The organism is Ureibacillus thermosphaericus (genome assembly GCF_002370195.2).
Lineage (GTDB): Bacteria > Bacillota > Bacilli > Bacillales_A > Planococcaceae > Ureibacillus > Ureibacillus thermosphaericus.
The window spans coordinates 2990331-3016459 of record NZ_AP018335.1 but is presented as its reverse complement, the minus strand read 5'-3'; the positions used below and the strand labels follow the sequence as shown (position 1 = coordinate 3016459).

The following is a 26129-nucleotide window of genomic DNA, read 5'->3' as shown; positions in this document are numbered from 1 at the left end:
GTTGTGTGTGGCAATGAGTAATAAAAAAGTTTACTTGATTTTACTTTTCTCAATTTTAGTTCAGTTATATTGTTTTATTGTTGTATTAGAAGGTCCTATTGTAGGAATTGAAGTAAAAAAATCAGATGATGGGAAATGGTATGTCAGTAATGTTCAAGAAAACAATTGGGGGTCATTGGTAAATATAGAACTATCGACTGAACTTATAGAAGTTGATGGGGTACCCTTATCAAATATAGGCGAGTCTAAAATTACAATTAATCAAGCTGATAGTATAACGTTTTTACATAACGGGGATTTTAAAAAAGTAGATATCAATTATAGAGGGATGGAATTTCAGTTAATAAAGCATTTTATCATTCCTTTAGTATATGCATTATTAAGCATTGGACTTTCTGTATACCTTATTTTAAATTCACAGAATTATAGTAGGCTTCTGATTTATCATTTACAATTTACTGCCCTAGCATATACCAGTGCCGGTGCTGCAGGAAGAGGAGACTATTTCAGTAATATAGTAGTTTCATTAACACTTTTTCTAAGTGTTGTTTATCTAATGTTATATTGTAATTTGCTTTTAAAAACAATAAATAAGACATTTGAAAAGAAAGTAAATCTATTTATTGTATCGGTATCTATCGCATTAATTGCTATTAATATAGTACGTTATTTTGTTGATGGAATCTTATATATCCAAGTTACATTTGAACTGATCGTATTGTTATGTTTATTATGTATTTTTATCAAAAATATGGTAACTGCTTTAAAAAATAATGTTTTCAATGCAAAACCATTACTTTTAATCTTTTTGCTTGGGTTTGGACCATTCTTTTTATTGTATGGAGTTCCAATAATCTTTAATTATAGTCCTGTTTTAACAGCTGATGTAGCAGCTTTATTTTTATTAATTATTCCAACTTGCTTATTTTACTTAGAATATGCTGAGCGTTTAATTAGTTTTCAGTATGCCTTTGATAGAATGTTTGTACATTTAAAAATCGCGTTACCGTTTTCGGTAATTTTAGCATTTATTTTAATGTTATTTACAAAGCAAATTTCTGTTTCCCAATTTAGTTTTTTCTTTTTAATGATTTTTATTGCATTAATTATTTTATTATATTTAAAAGAATCGATTGAAGTAAAAAGTAGTCGGTATATTATTACTTCTGAATATTATACTCTTTTAGATTTTTATAATTTTATTAAATCTTCCTCCAAAATCAGCGATATAGCCAGTTTAATTGAACACATTAAGAATGAATTAAGCTTGATATTAAAAATTAGTTTGAAAAATATTAAAATAATCAAAGTAAATTTACTTAATTCTAATGTATTTATGGAATTAAATAATTTACAAGAGGTTTCTAAGAATCTAATTTATAAAAATAATAGTGAGTATGTTATAGTGCTTCATGAAAACAATGAAGCAAGGTGGATAGCAATTGTACAAATAGAAAATGGCCGATTTCCATCAGAATCTTTAAAAATGTTAGAGCTGTTTCTAAATTATATACATAATATGATGGATAACTTTCTCAAGTTGGAAGAGATATTAAATTTATTAGCGAAAACTGATAATGTAAAAATATCTAGATGGTATAGTAAAATATGGATTAATTCTACTGAACGAGAGCGTAGACGATTATCTGCAGAAATACATGACACGATTTTACAAGACTTAATTCAACTTAGCCGTGGAATAGAAGAGTTAGTAATCAATCAACATGAATCAAATGAAAAAAGTAAGGTAATGTGTTTACATGAAGAAGTACTAGATATTATTGATGATACAAGGGACATTTGCGAATATTTATATCCTCCAATGCTAGAAAGATTCGGCCTTATACGTTCGTTAGAAGAGCTAGTTAATAAAAATAAAATTCGATTTAATGCCCTTATCAAAGATGATTTTGAAGATATTGATCTGTCACTTCAACAATCTACTACGATTTATCGTATTATCCAAGAATTATTATCTAATGCAAATAAACATTCTCAAGCGACTGTGATTCATATTAGTTTGAAATTAAAAGATTCCAAAATAGTCATTGACTATTCTGATGATGGTGTAGGAATTAACCCTGAGTTTCAATTTGATGAAGTTAAAACAATGGGGTTATTAGGTATAAGAGAACGTATAAAGTATTACGGGGGAAATCTTGATATTAAAAACAAAAGTGATTCAAAGGGATTGCAAATCCGAGTTGATATGAATGTAGGTGATTCTATTGAGAATAATGATTTTGGATGATCATATAGCGGTCGGTGAGGGAACACGTACGATATTAGAAAGCGAATTGGATTGCCATGCTGAAGTGTTTACAAATGCTCGTGCTGCACTAGAGCATGTAAAAAGCACGACATATGATATTTATTTAATTGATTTCAATTTATCAGAGATGGATGGATTAGAATTTTTAGAAAAACTTTTAAACATTGACCCTAAAGCAAAAGCTATTATTTATACAGGATATAGCATAGAAAAGTACATGCCGGATTTAATAAAAAAAGGTATATCAGGGTTTATTAGCAAATCAGATAGTAGAAAACAATTAATTGATACTATTCATTATGCGCTAGATGGAAAAGTTATAATTTCAATTCCAATTCTGAATAAAATTTTGAATAATACAGAACAAAGAAATTCTAATCCTTTGACTGATAGAGAAATTAAAATCTTAGACATGGTGAAAAATGGAATGACGAACAAAGGTATTGCTAGAGAGCTTCATTTAAGTCAGCGTACAATAGAAAAAGATCTGACATCTATTTTTATAAAACTAGATGTAGGGTCTCGAGCTGAAGCAGTAATTAAATGGAATGAATTACTGGAAAAAGAGATTTGATTTAAAACCTAGAGGCTGGGACAAAAGATCTTTTTGCAGCTCGTTCACTTTATTCGTTATGTCCCAGCCTCTGTTTAAAATTAACTAGTAAAAATATAGGTGGTGAGAGGTATAATTCCAATACTAATTTTTATCGCAGTATTTTTAGCATTCTATTACTCGTTACCGGATGAAAAACTATGGATGATGGTATTTATCGCGCCTATATCCTACTGGATAATCCAATTCATAAACGGTTATCTTATCCAAGGCAGTATAGAGAAAAAAGATGAGGAAAGTAATTATGATCATGAGTTACCATGGTACTTAAAAGAGAAAGTACTGTTTATGATTTGTATTATTTTGCCACCGATCGCGTATTTCATTGTGTTAAGGAATTTAAGAAGATTAGAGTACGAACATAAGATTAGATTATTGACGTTTACAACTATCATTGTATCATTATGGCTTTTGAGATTTTTACCAGACGAATGGGAGCTCTATGTGTGGGCGTTTATGTTAGCAATTATTATAGGGAATAATATATTAAAAGTAATAAAACACTAAGATATATACTTTCAAATGTAAGCACCAAACTTCCCCCTATTTTTACCTATACTATTAATATTCGTGTTTATAAAGGATTAAAGCAGCCGTGACGAAATGCACATTTTATTGAAGCTAATGTCAGAAAGTAGTATTTCGTGATGGCTACTTATGATTTGAAGCTTTACTAGACAGCCATCTGAAATATATTTATGCTAACCCAAACCACGCGACCGCTTCACAGTGTTCAGAGTCAACTTCTGCGTGTTAACGATAACCAGAACTTATTTAATTAACAATTGTATTTTTATATACTTTTTCACTAGCATTGCACTAATTAAATCTGATGATTCAAAATACTAAGAATGTTCAATTTTTTATTGATTTCGAAACAAAAAAATCCTTTACAATGGAAGTACAGGTGGTTCCTGTCCAAATCCAATCGTAAAGGATAAACGTTATGGACAAGAATACACTAATTTCATCATTTGGTAAATGGGTTTCACCCATAAATATTCAAAAACTTAGCGAACAAGTCAAAGAATTGAAACAGGACTATTACACAAAAAAGCTGACAACAGAAGCCTATATTAAACTTTTATTGGTAGCCCAGCTGCTCGAATTTAAGAGCTTAGAGGAAATGAGTGATGCACTTGTAGACGAAGATCTTCAAAAAGCACTCGGATTTGAATCGATAAGTGCCTCTCAGCTATCCCGAAAAAACAATCAGATCAACCCACTAATTCTTGCAAATTTGTTCTTGGATCTTGTTTGGAAAATTCAACGGTACCATTATAAAACCGGAAAGAATATGCCACTGAAAATCATTGATTCAAGTACACTCCCGTTGAATTTGACCAATTATAAATGGGCAAAATTCCGTAAAACAAAAGCTGGTGTAAAGCTACACTTACGGCTCGTTTTCATGGATAAAGACACCGTCTATCCTGAAAAAGCAGTGATTACGACAGCAAAAGAACATGACCGAAATCAACTCGAAGTCCTAGTGGATGATAAAGAAGCCATGTATGTGTTTGACCGCGGTTATGTGGACTATGAACGTTTTGATCGGATGACAGATGATGGCTATTTCTTCGTTTCAAGACTGAAGAAAAACGCAGTCATTCGTGAAGTCTATACATTTTCACTTCCTGATGATTGTCACGTTCTATCCGATAAAATGGTCTACATTGGTACCACACAAAATCGTACTGAAAATGTCTTTCGTCTACTAGAAGTTATGGACACAAAAGGGAACTTACTTCGTTTCATCACCAACCGATTTGATTTAAAACCAGAAGAGATAAGTGATATTTACCGATCTCGCTGGGCTATTGAACTCTTTTTCAAATGGCTCAAGCAACACGTAGAAATTAAGCACTTTTATGGAATGAGTGAAACAGCTATTCAAAATCAAATTTTCTTAGCCCTTATCACGTATTGCTTACATGTTCTCATTCAATTGGAGATGAAAAGTAAGAAATCTCTACTTCGAATTACTCGTTGGTTAAAGAGAGCTCTGTGGAAACCAGCTTATGTTTGGTTGCGAAAATTTGATGGGCGAGCCAGTCCATAATCTCCCTTTTGTCGTTGTCGCTCTGGTTTAACTGTATATATTTACCAAATGGGCAGTGCCACCTTTCTTTAGGTTTTGTCTTTTTGGCACAAATTCACAAAAATTAATTAACAGAAAATTCTAACTATATTTATGCAATGCTAATGATACTTTTTATACTTTATTAATGGTAAGCACTCTTGATTTGAAATCTTCCTCAATTTTTTTTATTTTTACTTTAAAGTCATTATAATCATTACAGTTATGGTTCTTTGTCAAATGGTGTTGGTGAATAAATGTTAGTGACATTATTTGGTAATATGTAATCGGATGGCTTAGGGGAAATTCGAGGTTCCCCTAAGCTGTTTTTATTTTCGCTAAGTTTTGGGTAATGAATATTCGGTTTCTAAAGTGATAGAAGGATCGATAACCGAAAGAAATGCGTTTCATCACGTTGATTTTGTTATGAATCCCCTCTAAAATGCCGTTATTATAATCGTACTTTAGCGTATTCTCGACGTAATTGATGTATTTGTTGATTGTCTTGATGGCGGTTTTCATATAGCTGGAAACGCTGTTCTGTTTATTCGCCAAGGTTTTCTTCAAGAGCTCAAAGTCTTTGGTTTTGATGCAATGTCGAACGTATTGGTATAACTCATAGGACGCTTTTAATTCAGAATCTAAATCAATGAGATAGTGGAGAATCTCGACCTCACACATATGCTTTTTAAAGCAACGATGATATGTATAGTTCTTATAATCAAGTTTTGTTTGATCTTTCAGAAGGAGCTTCCAGTATGTTTTCAATTTATTGTAATTCTTTTTATCCCGATTCATGACGTTGATGCGCGTTTTGTTTAAAGCTCTGCTAAATCGTTGGAGGATATGGAATTTGTCGAGTACGATTTCCGCTTTAGGGAAAACTTCTTGGATTAAGGAAATATAAGGGCTGTACATATCGATGACAATCGTTTTTACCGCATCTCTCGCCTTCTTGGAATACCGTAAGAAATACTCTTTGAGGACATGTAATCTCCGGTCCTCCACGATATCCACCATCTCCCCCGTTTCGGAGTCGCAGAAAATAAAGGACATCGCTCCAGCTGCGGATTTCACTGATTTAAACTCGTCAAAACACAGGTGCTTAGGAAGATAGTGATAATTCGGCTGATAGTAACTATAAAAGCTGTCAATGACTCTACTGACAGTGGAATGAGATACATTGTGTTTGATGGCAATATCTTTTTCGGAGATTTTATCTTTGGCGTTTAAAGCAATCGATACTTTGGTATTGTTGGAAATGCAACAGTTTTTAGCCACGACGCTCGTTTTTAAAGTAAACGTGGAATGACAATGTTTACAGAAATAACGCTGTTTACGCAATTTTAAATAGGTATGAAAACCTGAAACACTAGGCATTTTAATGAGAGACGTTTTAAAACCGTGTTTAATGATTTGATCATCGAAGACATGTCCACAAGCATAGCACGCTTTTGGTTGGTAAGTTAATTGTCCATAAAAGACTTTTGATTGGACCCCTTTAATGAGTTCTTCTGCACAAAAATTTTCATCAAATGTGATATTTTTATCTTTAATATTTAATAAATTACGTATAGAATAATGATGAGACATGTGACACAACTCCTTGTAAATGTGGTTTTGGTCGATTACATTTTACCAGAGTTTTGTCACTGTCTCATTTTTTTGTTCAAAAAAATTGGTGCTGGTTTTTACTCACCAACACCAAATATTATAGAGCCATTTTCTCTAATTAAGAAATAGATTATTCAAAATCAATTATTACTTTCATTGCTTTTTCCTTTGATGCATTTTGGAAGGTTTCGTATGCATCCAGCATGTTTTCGAATTTAAAGTTATGTGTAATTAATTCCTCAACTTTAATTTTCCCGCTTGCGAGTGTTTTCAAGAGCATCGGCGTTGAATTGGTAGAAACTAGTCCTGTTGTAATCGTTACATTTCGGATCCATAAATCTTGAAGCTCTAAGTCTACAGATTTACCATGTACCCCTACATTTGCTAAATTACCACCTGGAGCTAAAACCTTTTGGCAGATATCAAAAGTAACAGGGAATCCAGCTGCTTCGACCGCCACGTCTACACCACGACCATCTGTTAACTCCATAATTTGTTTAATTGCAGATTCTGTGTCTTTAGAGTTAACAGTATGAGTTGCACCGAATTTCTTCGCTTCTTCTAATCGATTGTCGTCTAAGTCAACCATAATAATTTTGGAAGGAGAGTAAAACTGAGCAGTTAATAAGACTGCCATACCAATTGGACCTGCACCAACGATTGTCACCGTATCACCAGGCTTCACTTGACCATTTAGTACGCCGATCTCAAGGCCAGTTGGTAAAATATCCGAAATCATAACTGCTGCATCGTCTGAAATACCTTTTGGGATATGGTATAACGAATTATCTGCATGGGGAATGTGCACATATTCGGCTTGTGTACCATTAATCAAGTGCCCTAAAATCCAACCACCATCTTCACAATGTGCATAAAGTGCCTGTTTACAATAATGACAGCTACCACACGATGTAACGCACGAAATAATCACTTTATCTCCCGGCTTGAAGTTTTTAACACCTGGTCCAACTTCCTCAACTATCCCTACACCTTCGTGACCTAAAATCGTACCTTCTTTTACTGCTGCCACGTCACCACTTAAAATATGTAAGTCTGTGCCGCAGATTGTTGTTTTGACAAGCTTTACAATTGCATCACCGTCATTAATAATATTCGGATTTTCGACTTCTTTCAATGACTTTTTCCCTGGACCTTCATATACTAATGCTTTCATGTTATCTCTCCCATCATTTTATTAACTTAATATTTTAATAATAGTTTATATTCTGAATATTAACAACGATTAATATAAATATTAAATTTCACCATTCATTTAGTAGATTAATTAGTTTATTAGATTCGGGAAGCTTCTTTTGGGCTGCTAGATGACGACTTGTAGTTTTGTATAGGTTTGGTTGGTTCCGAACACTCTTCCACTTCAGTATTACATTGTAATATTACATAACACTGAAACGTATATATATTACAAATTAATCTTACCTTTACCTAAAACTTTAGATGTAGTATAGATTTATGGACACAACTTGGTTAAGTCATTAATATTAAACTAACGAAAGGTCGTTGGATCTAAGTCAAGATTTCGGACACAAAAAGATTAAGTTTTTTTCTGCACAACAACCATTCATGGAGTGTTCCACATCCCAAGTAGATTGTCAAAGTGAAAAGAGCCTTTGACAACCTACTCGGGACGTGGAGAAATAAACCCATGGATGTTGTGCCAAAAAAATGTGAGAGGGGACTAACTTGTAACCCTTAGGTTACGCTGCTGAACGACACATCTTTTCATACTCATCTGGTGTTAAATAACCAATGCTTCCATGAATTCGTTTGCGATTATACCAACCTTCGATGAATTGAAATAAGGCAATTCTCGCTGTCTCAAAGCTTTCGTATTTTGTTAGGTAAACTTCTTCTTTTTTCAGTGTAGCGTGAAATGATTCAATACAAGCGTTGTCATATGGACATCCTTTACGACTAAATGACGGAATCATATCGTATTTCTTAAGTAGTTCTTGGAATGCTTCACTTGTATATTGGGTTCCTAAATCAGTATGCACAATAAGTCCAGGGCCAGGTTGTTGATCTTCTATCGCATTCTGGAGTGCCTCGAGAACAATTTCTGTTGTCATTGTACGCGAAAATTTGTAGCCGACCACTTTTTTCGTATGTAAATCAAGTACGGATGCGAGATAACACCAGCCATCACGAAGTGTATGGATATACGTAATATCTGCTACCCATTTTTCGTTGATTGTTGTTGTGGTGAAATCTTGTTCAAGTACATTTTCGCGTTCTTTCACTGGCTCTCGTGTAGATGCTGGGCGATATTTTTTGACAATACATGATTGGATGCCTGCTTGCCTCATAAGACGTTGAACTCGTTTAATGCTACATGAATAGCCTTCTTTTTGAAGTATTTCATGGATTTTAGGTGCGCCATAGCGACCTTTACTTTCATTGTGAATCACTTTAATCCGGTCAAGTAGCACTTCATTGGCGATATGATAGCTATTGGGTTTCTTATGAAATGAATCATAATACGTACTTCTTGGCAACTTTAAAACACGACACATCATTTGAATTGGGTGATGTTCGCTTTCTTCTGTAATAAAGTCGATCAGTTCTTGCTCATCTATTTTCTCGCGAATATGGTCATAGCCTTTTTTAAGATTTCGATCTCCTGTTTCAACCGAAGGTTTTCCTTTTGGATTGCATCTACATCTGACACAGTTAATTCCTGTGTTCCTTTAATTGGAGAGAGTTGCTTAATCCATTTATAAATAGTTGCTTCTGACACACCATATTCGCTAGAGAGTTGACTGACCGGAGTACCTGAGCGATAAAGCTCAACTACTGTTTGCTTAAATTCTTGATTATAACGTTTTCGACTCATATTACGGACACGACCTTTCGTTTCAATAATAATGACTTAACCAAGTCGTGTCCATGTATCTATACTACATTCATAATTTATTTTTATTTGAGAGTTTTGCAAAATTAGATTTTTATTAAAAAGAGTTTTAAAAGAAACCCAAATAAATTGGGGTATTTTGTATCTTTGGTTTACAAATATTCTGTTTGTCCTTTTTTGGGCGTACTTGCAGGATTTTTCGCTTTAAAAATTTTTTAAGCGGTTTGTTGCTTTTTACTCTCTTTTGCCATTGCGAGAGCTGAAACCAGTAATACGATGGCGTTCAAGTAAATATGAGTTTTTACTTTATCGATTCCCCACACATGCAGGGAGTTCGCTGTAAGATAACTTTTCATTCTTGAATTGCACCGTTCTACACTGGTTCGCTCATTGTAAAGTTCTTTCCAACGTTTGGAATCGCGGTGTGGATTAGAGTATCGGCGAAGATCCTTATTCACGTTAATTTTTACTACCATTCCATAGTTGGAGGATGAACAGGCTGCCATTCCTAATGGGCAATCCACTTTTCCGGTTGCGTGTGGACATCTGAATTTGAGCTGATCCTTATTGGCGCCCCAATAAGTCATTTCGTACCCCATCGAACAGCGTGGAGTTCCGTTGGAGGCAATTCCTTCGGGAGTCTCCTTTTCATTACGCAAATTGAGTGGAATAATAGCTTGAGCCCCGATGTTCTTGGCGGATTCGTAGTTTTTTAGCTGGTCGTACCCACCATCCATTATCAGGAAATCAATTTTAGAGTTTGTACAACTCTTTACTTGTTCAATTAATTGTGGTGCGACATCCCCATCGTTGATATGAGCAGGGGTTACTTCAATCGCCATTGGTAATTCACTTTTGGTGTCAACGGAAAGATGCATCTTATAGCCAAACCAAGTAATTTTATTACCGAAGGAATCAAACTTTGCCCCCCAATTGGCGTTGCCTGTTTGTTCACTTCGCTTCTTAGGCTGCTTCTTTTCATAAGCATCAATGGCGGCACTGTCGATAGCCTGATGTTTTCCATCAATTACTCCTTCCTCTTGAGCTAACTGGACGAGATCTTGAAAGATTCTTTTCACAAGTCCAGTTTTGGTTAGTGAAGAAAATACTCGGCTAAGAGTAGAGATGGATGGTGCAGGCCTGCTAATATCTAAACCACATTGGTAACGAAAACGCAGGTCATTTTTTAATCGATTGTGAAGAGAAGTAAAAGTATCAATACCTTCTAATGGGGCAGCGATAAGAGCCCTTAATATCCCTTCTTTGGAATGTCCTTCAGCCCCTTGGGGTGAAGAACTTTTCAATTGTTTAGCATAAGGACGTAAATCTAAAGCACTAAAAAAGATCGATCATTTCTCTTTTGACTCTAAAATTTGCAATTCTTCAAAGGAAAATAGACTTTCTTGTAGAATATACAAAGTGACTTCCTCCTTATGGATTTTTGTGGTTTGGTCACTTCAAAATTCTACAAATAAGGGGTGAAGTCCTTTTTTATGCTTTAGAAAACCTTATGGTTCTTGGGTTGAAAAATGTGCAAAATGCTCATTTAAAAATTTTGTTAAAATATAAGTAACTATAATAGAAAGAGAGGTGAAATTACACCATGAGTGAGAGCATTCTAACCCCAATCATGTTAGGTTTTATGATTAACACAATAGTATTTGCGGTCACATACTTTATTTTTAAAAACACAGTGAAAGCAACACATTTTACACTAGGAGCTGCTTTGCTTGTTTTAATTAGTTCATTCATCGTCGGCCAATGGTTAGGTATGGGAATGGGCGTAATTAGTATGGGAATGTTTTTAGCTTCTGTTGTTTTCTATCTTTTAAATCTAACGTGTAAACGCTAAACTAGAATCAACAGTTTTCCACAAATAGAACTCAACAGAATTCCCCAAATAAGATTAAACAGTTTCGCCACCATCAATCACTTTCAAATATACTGTTACTAGTCTATTGAAAGTGAGGAATTAGGAGTGAACAGATTTATGCTTTACATCGAGATTCATCGTTTATACAAAGAGGGATTCTCCAAGAGTGCTATTGCAAGAAAACTAAATATTTCAAGAAATAGAGTGATAGATTATTTGAATATGAGTACTGATGAGTTTGAAGAATTTTTAAGTACATTACGTACAAGAGAAAAGAAACTAGACCCTTATCATGATCAAATTCTAGGGTGGTTGAAGGAACATCCTGATTTAACTGCTGCACATGTATTTCGCAAGTTAAATTTGAGCCAATTGTTAATTAAAATGTGAGCCACTAAAAGTTGCTCTGTTCCATCCATTCTTTCGTTTCTAAAATTCGGTAAGATCCACCAATCATGTTAATGATGTGCGCACGATGCGTGAGTCGATCGGTTAACGCTGAGGTTAAAACTGGATCATGGAAGACCTCTTCCCAACGTTCAAATGTGAGGTTACTTGTAATAATCGTTGCTGCTCGACCGGCACGTAACGATAAGTGCGTAAACAGAAGCTCTGCTCCTTCTTTATCGAACGAAATGTAGCCAAGTTCGTCAATGATGACTAGATCATACTTTTCAAATTTCAATTCAAACGAGCGTAACGTTCTTGCAGAACGGCTTTCCTTTAATTGATTCACAAGTGAGGCTACACTCGTGAAATACACTTTATAGCCTGCTAAACAGGCCTCGATTCCTAATCCAATCGCAAGATGGGTTTTACCAGTACCAGGTGAGCCAATTAATAACACATTCTGCTTGTCCTGAATAAACTTTAGCTCTTTCAAATGAGGAAGGCGGACCGCCGCATTTTGCGGCAGTGCCTCTACATCTAATTCTTCTAACAGTTTTTTCTCTGGAAAATTGGCTAATCGAATTCGGTTAGCTTTTGCTCGTACGTAACGATCCTTCATTTCTTGTTTAAAGCGAAATAAAGAAACTCAGCTGGCGATGTATATTGTTCAACTAAGACTTCCTGTTCAAGTAAAGAACGAATACTTGGTAAACGTAATTCTTTGCACATGTCAATCATTTCTTTTTGCTTGTCCATTAATGAACCACTCCTGTTCCTTTAGAATGAAATAACGCTGCTAATGAAGAGAGATTATCTAAGGATTGGCTGGCGACATCATCTTGGCCAGTTAGAACAGTACGTACTTCCGCTGATTGTTCTGCTAAGAAAATGATTTTTTCAGTTGTTAGTTGAACCAAAGGGTTCTTTTCTAGTTCAGTAATGACTTCTAATACTCTTGCTAGGCAATCTCGTTCTTTGGTATAAACAAGCAGCTCTAGAAAATCTTTTTCATTTCCGATATAATAACGTTGGTAGATATTTTTTATTTGTTTTGGTGCTTGGCTCAAACATTCACTTTGGGCTAAGGCACACTTTTTTCTTTTGCAGCGTGTTTAAATAGTGGTAAATATTCATCACCCAGACATGCACTTGCCAGCTTCGTTTATGCTTTGCGATACATTCACCTTCACTAAACAGAAGCACTTCCTCAGCACGAGCTTTTAACTTAATATATTCTCCTACATGCCCCTCAGGTACAGAATATCGGTTGTGCCGATAGGTAACAGTACTATATTTGTCCACACGTAGTTCTACTAATTCTGCCGGATCGAATGGTGCAGCTGTTAAGCTACCAGCACGTTCAGCTTTTTCTTCCAACATCAATTCATGATGTGTTTTCTCCTTCAAATAATGAGGACGTTGATTTAATTTTTCGATGATCGAAACTAAATATTCCTGTGCCTCTTCTAAAGAAGTAAACGTATCACGGTGCGCAAATGCTTTCCGGCGTATATATTCTACACTTCGCTCTACGTGGCCTTTTTCATTGCCTTTACGAGGCTGACAAAGTCGAATCTAAAAATGATAATGCAAAGATAAACTTTTCATACCGTCGGTAATAAAGCGGTCGTAACCAATAAAGTTTTTGACGACGGTACGCATATTGTCGTATGTAAAAACATTCGGTACGAAGCCCAAGTCTTCAATACATTTTACGTGTGCATCCTGTACACAAACCATTGTTTCCGATTCATAGAGTCGGGCATAACGATCATTGCTATAGGCTAATGTAAATACAGCCATTGAAAGACTTCTTAGCTTACCGTCAATGAATAATTTTATTTCTCCCCAATCAAACTCAATTTCACGACCAGCTGTTGGCTCTTGACGAATGAAGACTTCTTTTTCCTTCTTTTCCTCACGATTCACGAAGTTGCGAACCGTAGTGTAGCCAATTTTAAAACCTTCGTCTAAAAGTTTTTCATGTGAATGAATTTCATAATTCATAGCCCTTGTCTCCCAATGATTTTGAGAGTTGAAAAAAGAAGCACCTCCCCAAATCTTGTATAATGGTAATAACACGAAAAACATAAAAAGACTGGAGGAGTGCTTCTTATGACCATTATACGACAACCTAGTCTATTTAGCATCCAAGAATTATATGACATGGAACCTACCCAAAAATATGAAGCCATTATTTCTACGATAGATTTAGATGCCATTTACCATGAAGTCACTAAAAAGTCGCGTTTTGGCGCACCTGAAGAGCTGAATTATGCCGCGATGATTATTTCTGTCTTCATTCGATACGTGGAACGAATTCCAACCGTTAAAGACTTAGTTAAACGACTAAATGATGATGTCGTTTTCAAGCTGAATTGTGGATTTCTCGTTTCTGACAATGTCCCTTCTGAAGCATCTTATTCTCGGCTGATAACCAAGTTAAGTGACTCCAACATTCTAGAAAAGGTTCAAGAAAAGGTAATCCTTCAAGCTATTTCAGAGGGTTTCATTATCGATGACACGGTTGCCATCGACGCCACGCACTTTGAAGCCAGGGATCAAGCACCGCCAAAAGAAGAAAAGCCAAAGCCTGAACCTAAAAAGCGTGGACGCAAATCCAAAGAAGAGCGCGAACAATGGCTAAAAGAACAAGCTGAAAAAGAAGCCAATCGACCCCTTTACGATAAAAAGATGGAAGTTCAATTAGATGTTAGCTTAGATGAACTACGTACCGAAGTTCCCCAAGACCCAACGTGGGGGGTGAAGAAGAACTCGGAAGGCAACAATGTTTTTTGGTTTGGATTTAAAGGACACCTAGCTGTCGGAACATCAAGTCAATATATTCTACAGTCCATGTTTTCTTCGGGAAGTCTAAATGACGGTAAGGCGGCGATTCCGTTACTAAAAGGGATTGACGAACGCCTTTCACTTCCATCTTTGCGCTATCAGACCATGGATGCGGGTTATGATTATGAACCAATTTACGAACAGGTACACCGAATGGGCCAACAATCTGTTATTGCGTACAATAAGCGAAACGAAAGGGAACCCATCGGTTTTGATAAATACTTTGCCCCCACTTGTTTTAGAGAGCACTCCTATCGTTATGATAGCTTCGATAAGAAATACGAAACCTTAAAATATACAAGTCCGAAAGAGTGTAAAGAATGTCCACTAGCTAACGAAGGGATTTGCCAAAAGGTTTATAAAGTGAAAATCACGACAGATCTGCGAAGATATACCGCACCAGCGCGTGGTTCACAAGCATGGAAAAACATCTTCAAACGTCGCACCGCTGTAGAACGTGTGAATTCCTATCTTAAGGAGTTCTTTCAGCTTAACAATGTTCGCTATCGTACAGGAAAACGTGCGAAAGTTCACTTTGACATCGTAACACTTGTTTACAACGCTTCAAAACTCGCAGCAGATCGTATTAATGCACAATTGAATCAACAAAATGCTTCATGATTTCTGTTTTTAAAAATACAATTCAGAAATTCTGTATATCTGTGTATTTTTAAAAAGAGCAATTATGAAATTGACTCATGTATATCAATAATCTTTAATTGTTGCTTATGCATATTCACTTCACGCTTATTTTTGTTCTGTTTCATCATTTCGCGAATACGTTTCATCACTGTATTTGTTAAAGCTCTCTTTTTTCCATTACGCTTTTTATATGCTGGAGGCGTAACGTAATTATCTGTGATTGGTAAATTCCTTGTGTCTTGTTGTCTAGCTACTAGATCTTGCTCAATGTATTTTTTTACGGTATTACGAGACATTTTGAGCTTTTCTGCAATTTGACGTTGGCTCATATTGTGCTGATAGTACTCAATCAGTACTAATTGCTTTTTCTCCAAACTAATCACCTCTATATCCTCCTAACTATTTACAGTTAGGACTATTTTGATATAAAGTGGCTCTCATTTCAATTGCGTTGGCGGCTCATTTTTAGCTTAACAAAAACATACAAACAAATTATAAGTGATTTATTATCCTTATTTAAAGAAAATTTACTTTATTTGAATGAGTTAAAATATATTAATCGCTTTATTGTCAGTACAGCAAAGAAAAAAATAGTTGAAAAAGAAATGTTAACACAAATGTTAATCGAATATCTGAAATTATGTGTGAAAGATAATAAATTTATCGAATTTGATAGAGTAGGTTTTTACAATAATTTGATTAATATTATTAAAAATGAATTTGATAAGTAAGCGTAAAATAACGCCCACGAAAAAACACGTGGGCGTTATTTTACGCTTACTTATATACGTTTGGGATTATAATACGAATTTAATCATGATCTATACTCTTCACTGTTTGTTGCTATCTTTCTTCTTCTGTATCTCATTAATTTTTAACAAGTCTTAACTTCTATTAAAAATTGAGCATTTTGCAAAATTAGATTTTTTGGATAAAAGTATAAAAAATAAAGCACTCGACAAATAGCTACCAGCATGTTATTTTACAAAATATTACAATAATCCTGTTTTTGGGCATACCTGCAGAATTTTTCACATTGAATTTTTTTAAGCGGCTTTCTTCCCTTTATTTTCCTTTGCCATCGCTAGCGCTGAAACAAGTAATACAATAGCGTTCAGGTAAATATGGCTCTTTACTTTCTCAATTCCCCATACATGTAGGGAGTTCGACGTAAGGTAGCTTTTCATTCTTGAATTACAGCGTTCTACACTTGTCCTCTCGTTGTAAAGCTCTTTCCAACGTTTTGTATCACGGTGCGGATTGGAATATCGGCGCACATCCTTTTTGATGTCGACTTTTACCACCATTCCATAGTTGGAAGATGAACAGGCTGCCATTCCTAATGGGCAATCCACTTTGCCGGTTGCGTGAGGACATCTGAACTTGAGCTGGTCCTTATCAGCTCCCCAATAAGTCATTTCATAACCCATGGAACAACGCGGAGTTCCATTGGAAGAAATCCCTTCAGGAGGCTCTTTTTCGTTGCGCAAATTGAGCGGGATAATGGCTTGCGCTCCAATGTTTTTGGCTGATTCATAGTTTTTTAGTTGGTCATATCCGCCATCCATGATCAGAAATTCAATTTTGGATTTGGTACGCTCTGCCACTTGCTCGATTAATTCTGGTGCGACTTCTCCATCGTTCACATGGGCAGGGGTTACTTTTATGGCCATTGGCAGTTCGCTTGCGGTATCGACTGAAAGATGCATCTTATAGCCAAACCAGGTAATTTTATTGCCGAAGGAATCATATTTTGCGCCCCAATTGGCATTACCCGTTTGTTCACTACGCTTTTTGGGCTGTTTCTTTTCATAGGCATCAATGGCGGCACTGTCGATGGCCTGGTGGCTGCCGTCAATTATTCCTTCCTCCTGAGCTAACTGTACCAAGTCAAGGAAGATCTTTTCAGCCAGCTTTTTTTTGGTAAGTGCTGCAAAAACCCGGCTGAGAGTGGAGATAGACGGTGCGGGGCGATCAATCGATAAACCGCATTGATAACGGAAACGAAGGTCTTTATCCAATCGATGATGAAGGGCGGTAAAGGTGTCGATGCCTTCGAGTGGGGCAGCGATGAGAGCCCTTAGAATCCCTTCTCTGGAATGACCGTCAGCCCCTCGGGGTGAAGAACTTCTCAACTGTTTAGCATAAGGGCGTAAATCAAGCGAGCTAAAAAAGATAGGTAATTTCTCTTTTGACTCTAATTTTTGCAGTTCTTCAAAGGAAAATAGGCTTTCTTGTAGAATATACAAAGTGACTTCCTCCTTTTGAATTTTTTGTTGTTTCGTCACTTCAAAAATTCTACATTTTAGGGGTGAAGTCCTTTTTTATGTCTTTGAAATCCTTATGGCTCTTGGGTCAAAAAATATGCAAAATGCTCAATTATGTAAAATAATGTTTATAATGGTCGGAAATTTACAACTTATTAAATTTATTTCAGAATAATTCATTACTATCAATGGTTTCGGGGGAAAATTTCCATGGATAAAAAAGAATTACAACTAGAGCAAAAAAAACTAGATGAGACCATTCAACGGATAGAAGATCAAACATATTACATATGGGAGCTCCTTGAAAGAAAGAATACGTTATTGAAAGAGAAAGCGAGTTTAACAGGCGATGAAATAGCATATCGAAGAGGTATTAAGGATCAAGAATTATTAAAAAAGGCGAAAGAAGAACCTTACTTTGGACGTTTTGATATTGTTTCGGAAGAAGAAGGGGAAGAAACCTTTTATATTGGAAAGCAAGGGGTAAGAGATAAGGATGAAAACTTAATTGTCGTGGATTGGCGAATGCCGATTGCCTCTGTTTATTATAACTTTACCCCTGGACAACCTACGCAAGTATATACTGTAGAGGATGAAAAGACGAGGCGAAAAACAAAAATAACTGTAGACGTTGTAAGAAAAAGAGAGTTTACAATTAAAAATAAGAAAATAAAAAAGATTGTTCAACAAGTTGCTGAACCGAATAGTAGTCTGAATGTGACATTTACAGAAACAGGTGAAGAGCTGACAATCACTGACGATTTTTTAAGAGAGATATTAGAGCAAAGTGAGACAACAGGATATCTTAAGGAAATTATCGCTACGATTCAAAAAGAACAAGATAAGGCGATTAGACAACCGATTGATCGTAATGTGATTATTCAAGGGGTTGCAGGTTCGGGGAAGTCTTCCATAGCACTGCATCGTCTGTCATTTTTGTTGTTCAACAATAAACATATCAAACCTGAAAATGTGTTAATTTTAGGACCATCCAAATTATTTATTAGTTCCTTTAAAGGATTGCTTCCAGAATTAAACTTGGAAGGAATTCAACAAATGACTTTTCAACAGTTAGCTTTAACTATTTTAGAGACTATTTTAAAAGATAAAGTCGATTTATCATACAATTGGTATTTTGAAAATGTTTTATTTACTAGAGATTCAGATGATGAACGGAAAAGGATAGAATTTAAAGGTTCTGAATCATTGGCTCTTTTATTAGATATTTTTGTTGAAGAAATGAAGGACCAATATGAAAATCGTATTCAACCGATAACGATTTTTGATGAGCGTTTAGATAAAGAAACATTAAAGAAAATATTTGATGGATACAACTATTTACCTTTTGGAAAAAAAGTAGAGCGCTTTCTACAACATATAGAAAATCATTTCAAAAATGTAATGGAAAATAAAATCGACGAAATTACAAAACAATACGATTTTATCGTACACACGTTCTTGAAAAATGGCGGTTTAACACAAAACGAATACAATCAGTTAACTGAGCAAATAAAATCGATATATCAATATAAAGTTCGTCAGCTACAAAAGCAATTTAAAGAAACATTTTCTCTTTGGAAAGAGAAAATGATGTTGCCAGATCCAGTGTCAATCTATAAACAAGTGCTAACTTATGAAGTGTTGGATGCGTTTCAACATGAAGTTGGTTCAGATATTCCTCATTTATTTAAAAACTATATATTGGAGGAAATAACATACTTCGATTTACCTCCACTGTTGTACATTTATTTGTTGCTGTATGATAGACCGATTCAATATGCCCATATTGTCGTTGATGAAGCGCAAGATTTTAGCTATTTACATTTTGCCGTTCTTAATAAAATCACGAAAACGATGACAATACTTGGGGATAAAGATCAGTCTATTTATCTAAGGTACGGTCAATATGATTGGGACGAATTAATGGATTCTCTTTTTGCACGAGATCGGGATACAATTTTAACATTAGAAACTAGCTATCGTTCTACCAAGCAAATTATTGAAGTGGCTAATACAGTATTAGCCAATCAGTACGGTACGTCACATCAACCGATAACACCGATAAATAGAAATGGGGCCGCTGTTCAGTTTGTTGAAGTCAAGTCAGGACAAGACTTGCTTGACAATATTGTCTCAACAATCAAAGAATGGAAGAAACGATACAAAAGAATTGCCATTATTCATAAAGATGAACAGAAGGCGATGAGGTTGGCCCAATACTTAAAACAAGAGTATAAAAGTGATGTTGTGTATATTAGTCCAGATCAAGAGGTTGCTAAGCAATCCATCTCAGTCCTTACGTCTTACTATAGTAAAGGAATGGAGTTTGATGCAGTAATATTAGTCAATGTAAATGAAGAAAGTTTTCCAAAGGATGATTTACATGCTAGATTACTATATGTTTTAGTTACTCGTGCTCAGCAGGAATTAAGAGTGTTTTATCAAAATACTCCTTCTCCGTTGTTAGAAGGGCTAATTCATTCGGCACCAAAGGTAGTATCGAAATTTGATGATATTTTATAAATATGAATGATTTATATGAAAAGCAGAAAATGATTGTAAGAATTTTTCCCTCTATTTAGAAACTCTAAACAGAAGCTTTTTGCGCTTCTGTTTTTTTCGTGCGCCCGGCATGTACATGAACTATAGGGTGTAAGTCCCGAACCCCGAAGACAGAAGTAGAGGTTAGCCAAGAGCAAGGGTGTCCGTGGTGACGCGGAATCTGAAGGAAGCTGGAGGCAAAACACCGGTCCGAGGAACACGAACCTCATATAAGGCTAGGTATGATTGAGTGAGTTTGCGAAACAAAACAAAGCTCTTTCTGTCGAAGGTCATATCGAGTAAATGAGGCGGATAGATGGTGTGAAAGTGCATGTACTTACCCGGGGAGGTCTGATGGATACGTGAAGTACACTTCATAACCTACTTAGTGATAAGTAGCTGAACCATCAGAAGTCAGCAGAGGTCATAGTATTAGTTGGTCTAGAACAACTGAGAAGGACCGAACAATTAAGAGAGAATAGCCCTTGGCATTCAGTGAGTCATGATGAACACAGAAAACGTAGTACCTCACTTGAGGGAGGAAGCGGTGAATCCCGTGGGGGACCTCTTGGAGGGTGGAGTGACCACTGGCATAAGAAGACAAGCTATTCACGGAAGGAGAATAACGATGCTTTTGAATCAAATCCTGTCACGGGAGAATATGCTTCAAGCACTAAAACGTGTAGAACAGAATAAAGGAAGCCACGGAGTAGATATGATGCCCGTACAAAATCTACGACAGCACATAGTTGAAAACTGGCTATCGATTAAAGAAGCAATTCTCAAGGGAACTTATGAACCGATGCCAGTCCGCAGAGTCGAAATCCCGAAACCTGATGGCGGTGTTCGCTTACTAGGAATCCCTACCGTAACAGACCGTTTGATTCAACAAGCAATCGCCCAAGTACTTTCAAAAGTGTATGACCCTACATTCTCTGAAAACAGCTACGGATTTCGACCAAACCGAAGTGCTCATGATGCGGTGAGGAAAGCGAAAGAATATATAAGAGATGGATATCGATGGGTTGTAGATATGGACTTGGAGAAATTCTTTGATAAGGTCAACCATGATAGATTAATGGGTACACTCGCGAAGAGAATCCAAGATAAACCATTACTGAAATTGATTCGTAAGTATTTACAATCGGGCGTCATGATTAATGGTGTGGTGTCAAGCACATTAGAAGGAACTCCACAAGGAGGACCATTAAGTCCGCTACTATCTAACATTGTACTAGATGAACTAGATAAAGAATTGGAAAGAAGAGGACACAAATTCGTTCGATATGCGGATGACTGTAACATTTACGTGAAAAGTAAACGAGCAGGACTTCGCACAATGGCAAGTATCCAGCGATTTATTGAAGGAAAACTACGACTGAAAGTAAATGAAAAGAAATCAGCGGTCGACCGTCCATGGAAACGTAAGTTTCTAGGATTTAGCTTTACCTATCATAAAGAGCCAAAGGTTCGTATCGCAAAAGAAAGCCTTAAACGAGTGAAGAATAAAGTTCGTGAAATCACATCACGCAAGATGCCCTACCCGATGGAATACCGCATTCAGAAACTGAATCAATATCTAATGGGATGGTGTGGATATTTTGCGTTAGCAGACACCAAATCTATATTCCTTGGATTAGATAAATGGATTCGTAGAAGACTTCGAATGTGTCTATGGAAGAACTGGAAGAAACCGAAAACAAAGATACGCAACCTTATTCAACTTGGCGTACCACAAGGGCAAGCGTATGAATGGGGAAATACTCGGAAGAGTTATTGGCGTATTTCAAATAGTCCAATATTACACAGAACCCTTGGTAACTCCTATTGGAGAAACCAAGGGCTGAAAAGTCTTGAAGCTCGTTATGAAAACTTGCGTCAATGATCTTAATTGAACCGCCGTATACGGAACCGTACGTACGGTGGTGTGAGAGGACGGGAGTTAATCGCTCCCTCCTACTCGATTTTTTACGACATTATTCGACAACATTTTCTTACAAAATTAGCTAACATAAGCATGGTAAAACTTTACTGAACCTTTAGAATTATATAAAGCTTTTTTTCATTAAAAGAAAAACATGAATAGACTATTTACAAGAAAGAATGGAAAGGGGGAATAAAACAATGGGCGTGCTTTGCAAGGCCGATTATTATTATGGAGCATTACTCTCTGTACTCATTAATGGCGGTTTGGCGCCGGCATTATTTGAAAAAGAGAATGAAAGTCGTCAAATATATGAAGTATCGACGAATAATGATGATTACATGATTTATACAAAATATCATACTTCACCAACAGGATCAAAAGATTTTACATGGTCATTTACGTTTTCAGATCGTGAGCTGGAAGAGATTAAGAAATTAAAAGATGAGAATAAAAACAAGACACTCGTTTTTGCATTTATTTGCAGTCAAAAGCAGCTAAGCGATTACAATCAAGAAATTGCTGTCGTGTACTGGGACGAATTCACGGAATGTATCGATATGAACAAAAAAGACTATCGGGGAACCGCGCGCCTTTCTGTCAAATTGATGAAAGGGGCCAAAGCGCTGCGAATTTACGGCAGCAAAAGAGCTGACGTCCTGGATGGAAAAGATAACACAAAAATAGAAAGAAATCGGTTAAGCAGTTTGTAGTATAAGATTGGGGCCATTTAGAAAGTACAAGGAGAGGAATAAACATGTTTTCTATTAAACAGGAAATGAAAAAATTAGCACAAAAACATCCATTTTTTTCTTCAAAAGAAGCTTTTAAAAATTCATTAAAACATCAACTTCAAGAAAAGTTTTGCGTGATTGAAAACAAGGATTTTCATGGATGTGTAGTCGACCTTTGGGTGGAAGGCCCGAATTCCGAGCAACAACATGCGATATATTTAATGAATAAACTAGCTAGATTAACAATTAAGCTAGAAAATCAATTAATAGAATTAAAACATCACAATGCCCAAGATATTGGTCGTTATGATTTTCTTAAACAAGTGGAGAAACTCGAAAAGATTACAACTGGGCGGGATAATATCAAAGGGATTGCGATTCTATTAACAAATGACCATTTGTATTGGAGTGAGCCAACTAGAGCCAATACTGTTGACAGCTATTTTCGAATTCATGAAAACCGTATTCTGACTGGAGAATTGAAATGGCTGGAACATGCTTCAGCAGGAACTACGAAAGGTCGTGAAGCTCCGATCGTTATTAAAGGAACTTATAAATTACAATGGCAACATTATTCAACTGTTAGTAATGAAAAGCATGGAGAATTTCGATACTTAGCCGTTCATGTAGGAGAAGATAGATAATGAAAACAGACATAGGAGAATACATAGTTGGCGGATATTTAAAAGTCATCAAACAATGTGACTTTGTCGATTATAATGTTCGTATGCCAGGCGGTGGGCTGAGAGGATTGAGTGAGCTCGATGTTGTCGGATTAGATTTTAAAACAAAAACAGCGTATTTATGCTTAGTGAATAAGGATGATGATTGGCTGCCATGATAGAATGAATATAACACTTATCTAGAAATAGACTATTTAGTATTTGAGGTATGGAGGTATGATAGATGAGTTACGAATTACTAAAGAAACAGATGTTGAAAGATACATACATCGATATATCATTTAGAAAGTATTTACAATTTAAAGAAAGCGACACATATGATGAATCATACAAAATCGATATCTTGTCTCGTCTAAATGATTTCCTAAAAGGACAAGATATTAACGAATTTACTGTGCTTGATATTGTGAAAAAGCTGCAGAAAGAGAATCCTTCCTCTGGAAGTTTTGTACATTGGAGCAATATGGCTGATTTAGTGAAGTATGCTGAGGAGCGCCCGCATGAGGTTGCTATGTTGTTAAATCAGCTAATCTATTCATCTTTATCGGTTGAAGAGCGAATTGAATTGTTTCGGGAAAAGGGGAAAGCATATAATCCAAGCATTTCGCTTGGAGCACCGCTGTTTGCCTATTTGCTTGCCGCATTTGATTATAGAAAATACCCTCTGTACAAGCAAGAAGTGTTTACGGATTTAAAAAAATCATACGCGATTGAGATGAAGCTTGGAACCGTTGGTAACAACTATGAGACGTATTTACAAATGTGCGAAATTGCCCTTGAACACTTAAAGAACTCTTATCCTGATTTGACCATGCTTGATATTCAAGATTTCTTCTTTTGCAGTACGCAGTACAATCAGATTAAAGTTGAAAGTGCTGTCGAATATTTGTATGGATTAGCAAAAGAGTTAAGTAAATTTATGAAACAGCCAGAACTTATGCTAGAGGCGATATCAAAGCTAGATTCCGACACGCTTCACTTGCTCAGAGAACAGTACCGAAACACAGAAAAAATAAATCTTATTAAATTTATGGTTCTAGACAGAATCATTGAATTTGGGTCGATATCCATTGCTGAATTGGAAGAAATTAAAAATGATGTCAAAGCGAAATACGACACCAACATTTTGCAATCGTGGAATAACTTCACCATATTATTTCAGCTGTACTATGCGAATAAAAAGCAGAAAGTACAAGAAGAGCAACGTAAGATTCATGAAGCCATTCGTCAGCTGGAACCGTTTAAAGACTTGGATCTAGTAGAAGATAAAGTGTTGAATGGTTTCAACTGGAATCAAAATTTTGGATGTTCTGAGTGCTGGCTAGCTGTTTATGAAAAGGGACATACAAGTCATCGAACAGCACCACAATTCTTTTTATCTATTGATGAAAAGGGGATCCGTTACGGTTTACTTTATGGTGACCAGCATCCAAAAAGAGGACAAGCGAATTTATCATTTGAATCCAGTTCCGATTCGTTTCGATACGAAAACTTTTGCGAAAAAATGGTTGAAGTGTTAGAAGCATTTAAAGAAGACAACTTGACTACGGATAGGAGCGATCCAGATTCATTTATCAGTGTTGAAACTTGGATAGAGCTTCTTCAAAATGATTCTATTTTTGGCAAAAAAGATTTAGTGTATCTTCATAAAATGTACGAACTTGGAGGAGAAGCAACAGCTACCCAGCTAGCAGCTGCTCTTGGAAAGCATTCGGCTTCATTTAACTCACAAGTTGTGCAGCTTGCGAAACGAGTGATGGAAGCTACTGGCACAGCTCCGGTGAAAAGAGAAGATGGAACGATTTGCTACTGGTGCGTTCTGTTTGGAGGGGAGTATGACGAGAATCGGCATTTTATTTGGCGGCTGAAGCCTAATCTAAAAGAAGCTATTTCATCTTTACATGCCGATCAACCTTCGGGTGTATTAGAAAGCTATACAAAAGAAGATTTCTTAAGGCAAGTATTTATTGATGAAAAACAATATGATACGATTAAGGGCTTACTACAGTACAAGAAAAACATCATTTTGCAAGGGCCTCCTGGTGTTGGGAAAACATTTTTAGCAAAACGTCTTGCATATTCCTTAATGGGAGTTAAAGATGAAAATAGAGTTGAAATGGTCCAGTTCCATCAGAACTATGCTTATGAAGATTTTGTGATGGGATTTAGACCGGATGAACACGGTTTTTCTCTACAGTATGGTATTTTTTATGATTTTTGCCAACGTGCATTAGAAAATCCTAATAAAGATTATTACTTTATTATTGATGAGATTAATCGAGGGAATTTGGCCAAGATTTTTGGTGAATTGTTTATGCTTATTGAACATGATAAACGTGATGAATTTGTCACGATGGGTTATTCAAAAGATAAGTTTACCGTCCCTAGTAATGTATATATAATTGGGACAATGAATACAGCGGATCGATCATTAGCTCAGTTGGAAGTAGCTCTGCGTCGTCGCTTTGCATTTGTGACGCTAAAACCTGCTTTTAATGAGAAATGGAAGCGTGCCGTTCAGGCCTCAGGTGTTTCTGACCAAATGTTGGCGAGGATTTTATCTGCAGTTGAAAGGATAAATAACGAAATTGTGAATGATTTTCAGCTAGGGAGCGGCTATGCTATTGGCCATTCATTTTTTACAGCAAAACCTAAGCATATGGATGAAAATACATGGTTTGAAAGCATTTTAACTTTTGAAATTACTCCGTTATTAGAAGAGTACTTCTTTGATCGACCAGACATTGTTAGAGAACTGATTGAGGGAATATAGT

17 protein-coding genes and 4 pseudogenes are annotated in these 26129 nt (G+C 35.9%); 13 read left to right on the top strand and 8 right to left on the bottom strand.

What is annotated here, in order from left to right; genetic code table 11:
- Nucleotides 1-13: 13 nt before the first annotated feature.
- The 3 genes from UtA1_RS14595 to UtA1_RS14585 all read left to right on the top strand — a co-directional run bounded on the left by UtA1_RS14595 (nt 14) and on the right by UtA1_RS14585 (nt 4947).
- The gene (locus tag UtA1_RS14595) at nt 14-2251 is read left to right on the top strand and encodes an ATP-binding protein (RefSeq protein ID WP_096551785.1); all 2238 of its coding nucleotides are present in this window, start codon (nt 14-16) and stop codon (nt 2249-2251) included.
- Nucleotides 2238-2846 carry a response regulator transcription factor gene (locus tag UtA1_RS14590; RefSeq protein ID WP_096551783.1) on the top strand — a complete coding sequence of 203 codons (609 nt, stop codon included), beginning with the start codon at nt 2238-2240 and terminating at the stop codon, nt 2844-2846. The genes UtA1_RS14595 and UtA1_RS14590 overlap by 14 nt, the downstream gene beginning before the upstream one ends.
- 985 nt (nt 2847-3831) lie before the next feature.
- Nucleotides 3832-4947: an IS4 family transposase gene (locus UtA1_RS14585; RefSeq protein ID WP_096549683.1), complete on the top strand. Its 1116-nt coding sequence runs from the start codon at nt 3832-3834 to the stop codon at nt 4945-4947.
- Nucleotides 4948-5283: 336 nt separating this feature from the next.
- On the opposite strand, the gene UtA1_RS14580 is transcribed toward UtA1_RS14585, so the two are convergent.
- From UtA1_RS14580 to UtA1_RS14565, 4 genes and pseudogenes are all read right to left on the bottom strand, one after another.
- Nucleotides 5284-6558: an ISL3 family transposase gene (locus UtA1_RS14580; protein ID WP_096551779.1), complete on the bottom strand. Its 1275-nt coding sequence runs from the start codon at nt 6556-6558 to the stop codon at nt 5284-5286.
- Between the two features lie 151 nt (nt 6559-6709).
- Nucleotides 6710-7753 carry a zinc-dependent alcohol dehydrogenase family protein gene (locus UtA1_RS14575; protein WP_096551777.1) on the bottom strand — a complete coding sequence of 348 codons (1044 nt, stop codon included), beginning with the start codon at nt 7751-7753 and terminating at the stop codon, nt 6710-6712.
- 544 nt (nt 7754-8297) lie between these two features.
- A protein-coding gene (locus UtA1_RS14570; RefSeq protein ID WP_096551775.1) for an IS3 family transposase occupies nt 8298-9433 on the bottom strand; the annotation gives its coding sequence in 2 pieces (ribosomal slippage) (nt 8298-9211 and nt 9211-9433; 1137 coding nt in all).
- A gap of 233 nt (nt 9434-9666) precedes the next feature.
- Nucleotides 9667-10869: pseudogene (locus UtA1_RS14565) on the bottom strand (transposase).
- Nucleotides 10870-11054: 185 nt separating this feature from the next.
- Between UtA1_RS14565 and UtA1_RS14560 the strand changes: the two are divergent.
- Nucleotides 11055-11303 (top strand): YesK family protein, encoded by a 249-nt coding sequence (locus tag UtA1_RS14560; protein ID WP_096551773.1) that lies wholly within the window; start codon nt 11055-11057, stop codon nt 11301-11303.
- A 138-nt stretch (nt 11304-11441) separates the two neighbouring features.
- Nucleotides 11442-11714 carry a hypothetical protein gene (locus UtA1_RS14555; protein WP_096551771.1) on the top strand — a complete coding sequence of 91 codons (273 nt, stop codon included), beginning with the start codon at nt 11442-11444 and terminating at the stop codon, nt 11712-11714.
- Nucleotides 11715-11718: 4 nt separating this feature from the next.
- On the opposite strand, the pseudogene istB reads toward UtA1_RS14555, so the two are convergent.
- Both istB and istA read right to left on the bottom strand, forming a co-directional pair.
- Nucleotides 11719-12470: pseudogene (gene istB / locus UtA1_RS14550) on the bottom strand (IS21-like element helper ATPase IstB).
- Nucleotides 12470-13709: pseudogene (gene istA / locus UtA1_RS18080) on the bottom strand (IS21 family transposase); the annotation flags it as partial. The pseudogenes istA and istB, both read right to left, overlap by 1 nt.
- Before the next feature lie 120 nt (nt 13710-13829).
- Between istA and UtA1_RS14530 the strand changes: the two are divergent.
- Nucleotides 13830-15185: an IS1182 family transposase gene (locus UtA1_RS14530; protein ID WP_096551763.1), complete on the top strand. Its 1356-nt coding sequence runs from the start codon at nt 13830-13832 to the stop codon at nt 15183-15185.
- Nucleotides 15186-15253: 68 nt separating this feature from the next.
- Here the strand turns inward: UtA1_RS14530 and UtA1_RS14525 are convergent.
- A pseudogene (locus UtA1_RS14525) lies at nt 15254-15589 on the bottom strand (sigma factor-like helix-turn-helix DNA-binding protein); the annotation flags it as partial.
- A gap of 63 nt (nt 15590-15652) precedes the next feature.
- Here UtA1_RS14525 and UtA1_RS17700 point away from each other — a divergent pair.
- Nucleotides 15653-15937, top strand: a complete 285-nt coding sequence (locus UtA1_RS17700; RefSeq protein WP_096551759.1) for a hypothetical protein — start codon at nt 15653-15655, stop codon at nt 15935-15937.
- Between the two features lie 315 nt (nt 15938-16252).
- Here UtA1_RS17700 and UtA1_RS14515 read toward each other — a convergent pair whose 3' ends face one another.
- Entirely contained in the window at nt 16253-17455 is a 1203-nt protein-coding gene (locus tag UtA1_RS14515) for a transposase (protein ID WP_096550268.1), read from the bottom strand.
- Nucleotides 17456-17683: 228 nt separating this feature from the next.
- Between UtA1_RS14515 and UtA1_RS14510 the strand changes: the two genes are divergently transcribed.
- From UtA1_RS14510 to UtA1_RS14485, 6 genes are all read left to right on the top strand, one after another.
- Complete coding sequence (locus tag UtA1_RS14510; RefSeq protein ID WP_096551757.1) at nt 17684-19996, top strand: HelD family protein; 2313 nt, start codon at nt 17684-17686, stop codon at nt 19994-19996.
- Nucleotides 19997-20642: 646 nt separating this feature from the next.
- Entirely contained in the window at nt 20643-21899 is a 1257-nt protein-coding gene (ltrA, locus tag UtA1_RS14505) for a group II intron reverse transcriptase/maturase (RefSeq protein ID WP_096552558.1), read from the top strand.
- A 239-nt stretch (nt 21900-22138) separates the two neighbouring features.
- Nucleotides 22139-22651 carry a hypothetical protein gene (locus tag UtA1_RS14500; protein WP_096551755.1) on the top strand — a complete coding sequence of 171 codons (513 nt, stop codon included), beginning with the start codon at nt 22139-22141 and terminating at the stop codon, nt 22649-22651.
- Nucleotides 22652-22695: 44 nt separating this feature from the next.
- Nucleotides 22696-23316, top strand: coding sequence for a hypothetical protein (locus tag UtA1_RS14495; RefSeq protein WP_096551753.1), 621 nt, complete (start codon nt 22696-22698; stop codon nt 23314-23316).
- Nucleotides 23316-23513 (top strand): hypothetical protein, encoded by a 198-nt coding sequence (locus tag UtA1_RS14490; protein WP_096551751.1) that lies wholly within the window; start codon nt 23316-23318, stop codon nt 23511-23513. The genes UtA1_RS14495 and UtA1_RS14490 overlap by 1 nt, the downstream gene beginning before the upstream one ends.
- A 65-nt stretch (nt 23514-23578) precedes the next feature.
- Nucleotides 23579-26128, top strand: a complete 2550-nt coding sequence (locus UtA1_RS14485; protein WP_096551749.1) for an AAA family ATPase — start codon at nt 23579-23581, stop codon at nt 26126-26128.
- Nucleotide 26129 lies beyond the last annotated feature (1 nt).

Excerpts from the sequence above, each read along its gene's own strand:
- UtA1_RS14595 (WP_096551785.1), top strand. The coding sequence starts at position 14 with ATGAGTAATAAAAAAGTTTACTTGATTTTACTTTTCTCAATTTTAGTT.
- UtA1_RS14590 (WP_096551783.1), top strand. The coding sequence starts at position 2,238 with ATGATTTTGGATGATCATATAGCGGTCGGTGAGGGAACACGTACGATA.
- UtA1_RS14585 (WP_096549683.1), top strand. The coding sequence starts at position 3,832 with ATGGACAAGAATACACTAATTTCATCATTTGGTAAATGGGTTTCACCC.
- UtA1_RS14580 (WP_096551779.1), bottom strand. The coding sequence starts at position 6,558 with ATGTCTCATCATTATTCTATACGTAATTTATTAAATATTAAAGATAAA.
- UtA1_RS14575 (WP_096551777.1), bottom strand. The coding sequence starts at position 7,753 with ATGAAAGCATTAGTATATGAAGGTCCAGGGAAAAAGTCATTGAAAGAA.
- UtA1_RS14560 (WP_096551773.1), top strand. The coding sequence starts at position 11,055 with ATGAGTGAGAGCATTCTAACCCCAATCATGTTAGGTTTTATGATTAAC.
- UtA1_RS14555 (WP_096551771.1), top strand. The coding sequence starts at position 11,442 with ATGCTTTACATCGAGATTCATCGTTTATACAAAGAGGGATTCTCCAAG.
- UtA1_RS14530 (WP_096551763.1), top strand. The coding sequence starts at position 13,830 with ATGACCATTATACGACAACCTAGTCTATTTAGCATCCAAGAATTATAT.
- UtA1_RS14510 (WP_096551757.1), top strand. The coding sequence starts at position 17,684 with ATGGATAAAAAAGAATTACAACTAGAGCAAAAAAAACTAGATGAGACC.
- ltrA (WP_096552558.1), top strand. The coding sequence starts at position 20,643 with ATGCTTTTGAATCAAATCCTGTCACGGGAGAATATGCTTCAAGCACTA.
- UtA1_RS14500 (WP_096551755.1), top strand. The coding sequence starts at position 22,139 with ATGGGCGTGCTTTGCAAGGCCGATTATTATTATGGAGCATTACTCTCT.
- UtA1_RS14495 (WP_096551753.1), top strand. The coding sequence starts at position 22,696 with ATGTTTTCTATTAAACAGGAAATGAAAAAATTAGCACAAAAACATCCA.
- UtA1_RS14490 (WP_096551751.1), top strand. The coding sequence starts at position 23,316 with ATGAAAACAGACATAGGAGAATACATAGTTGGCGGATATTTAAAAGTC.
- UtA1_RS14485 (WP_096551749.1), top strand. The coding sequence starts at position 23,579 with ATGAGTTACGAATTACTAAAGAAACAGATGTTGAAAGATACATACATC.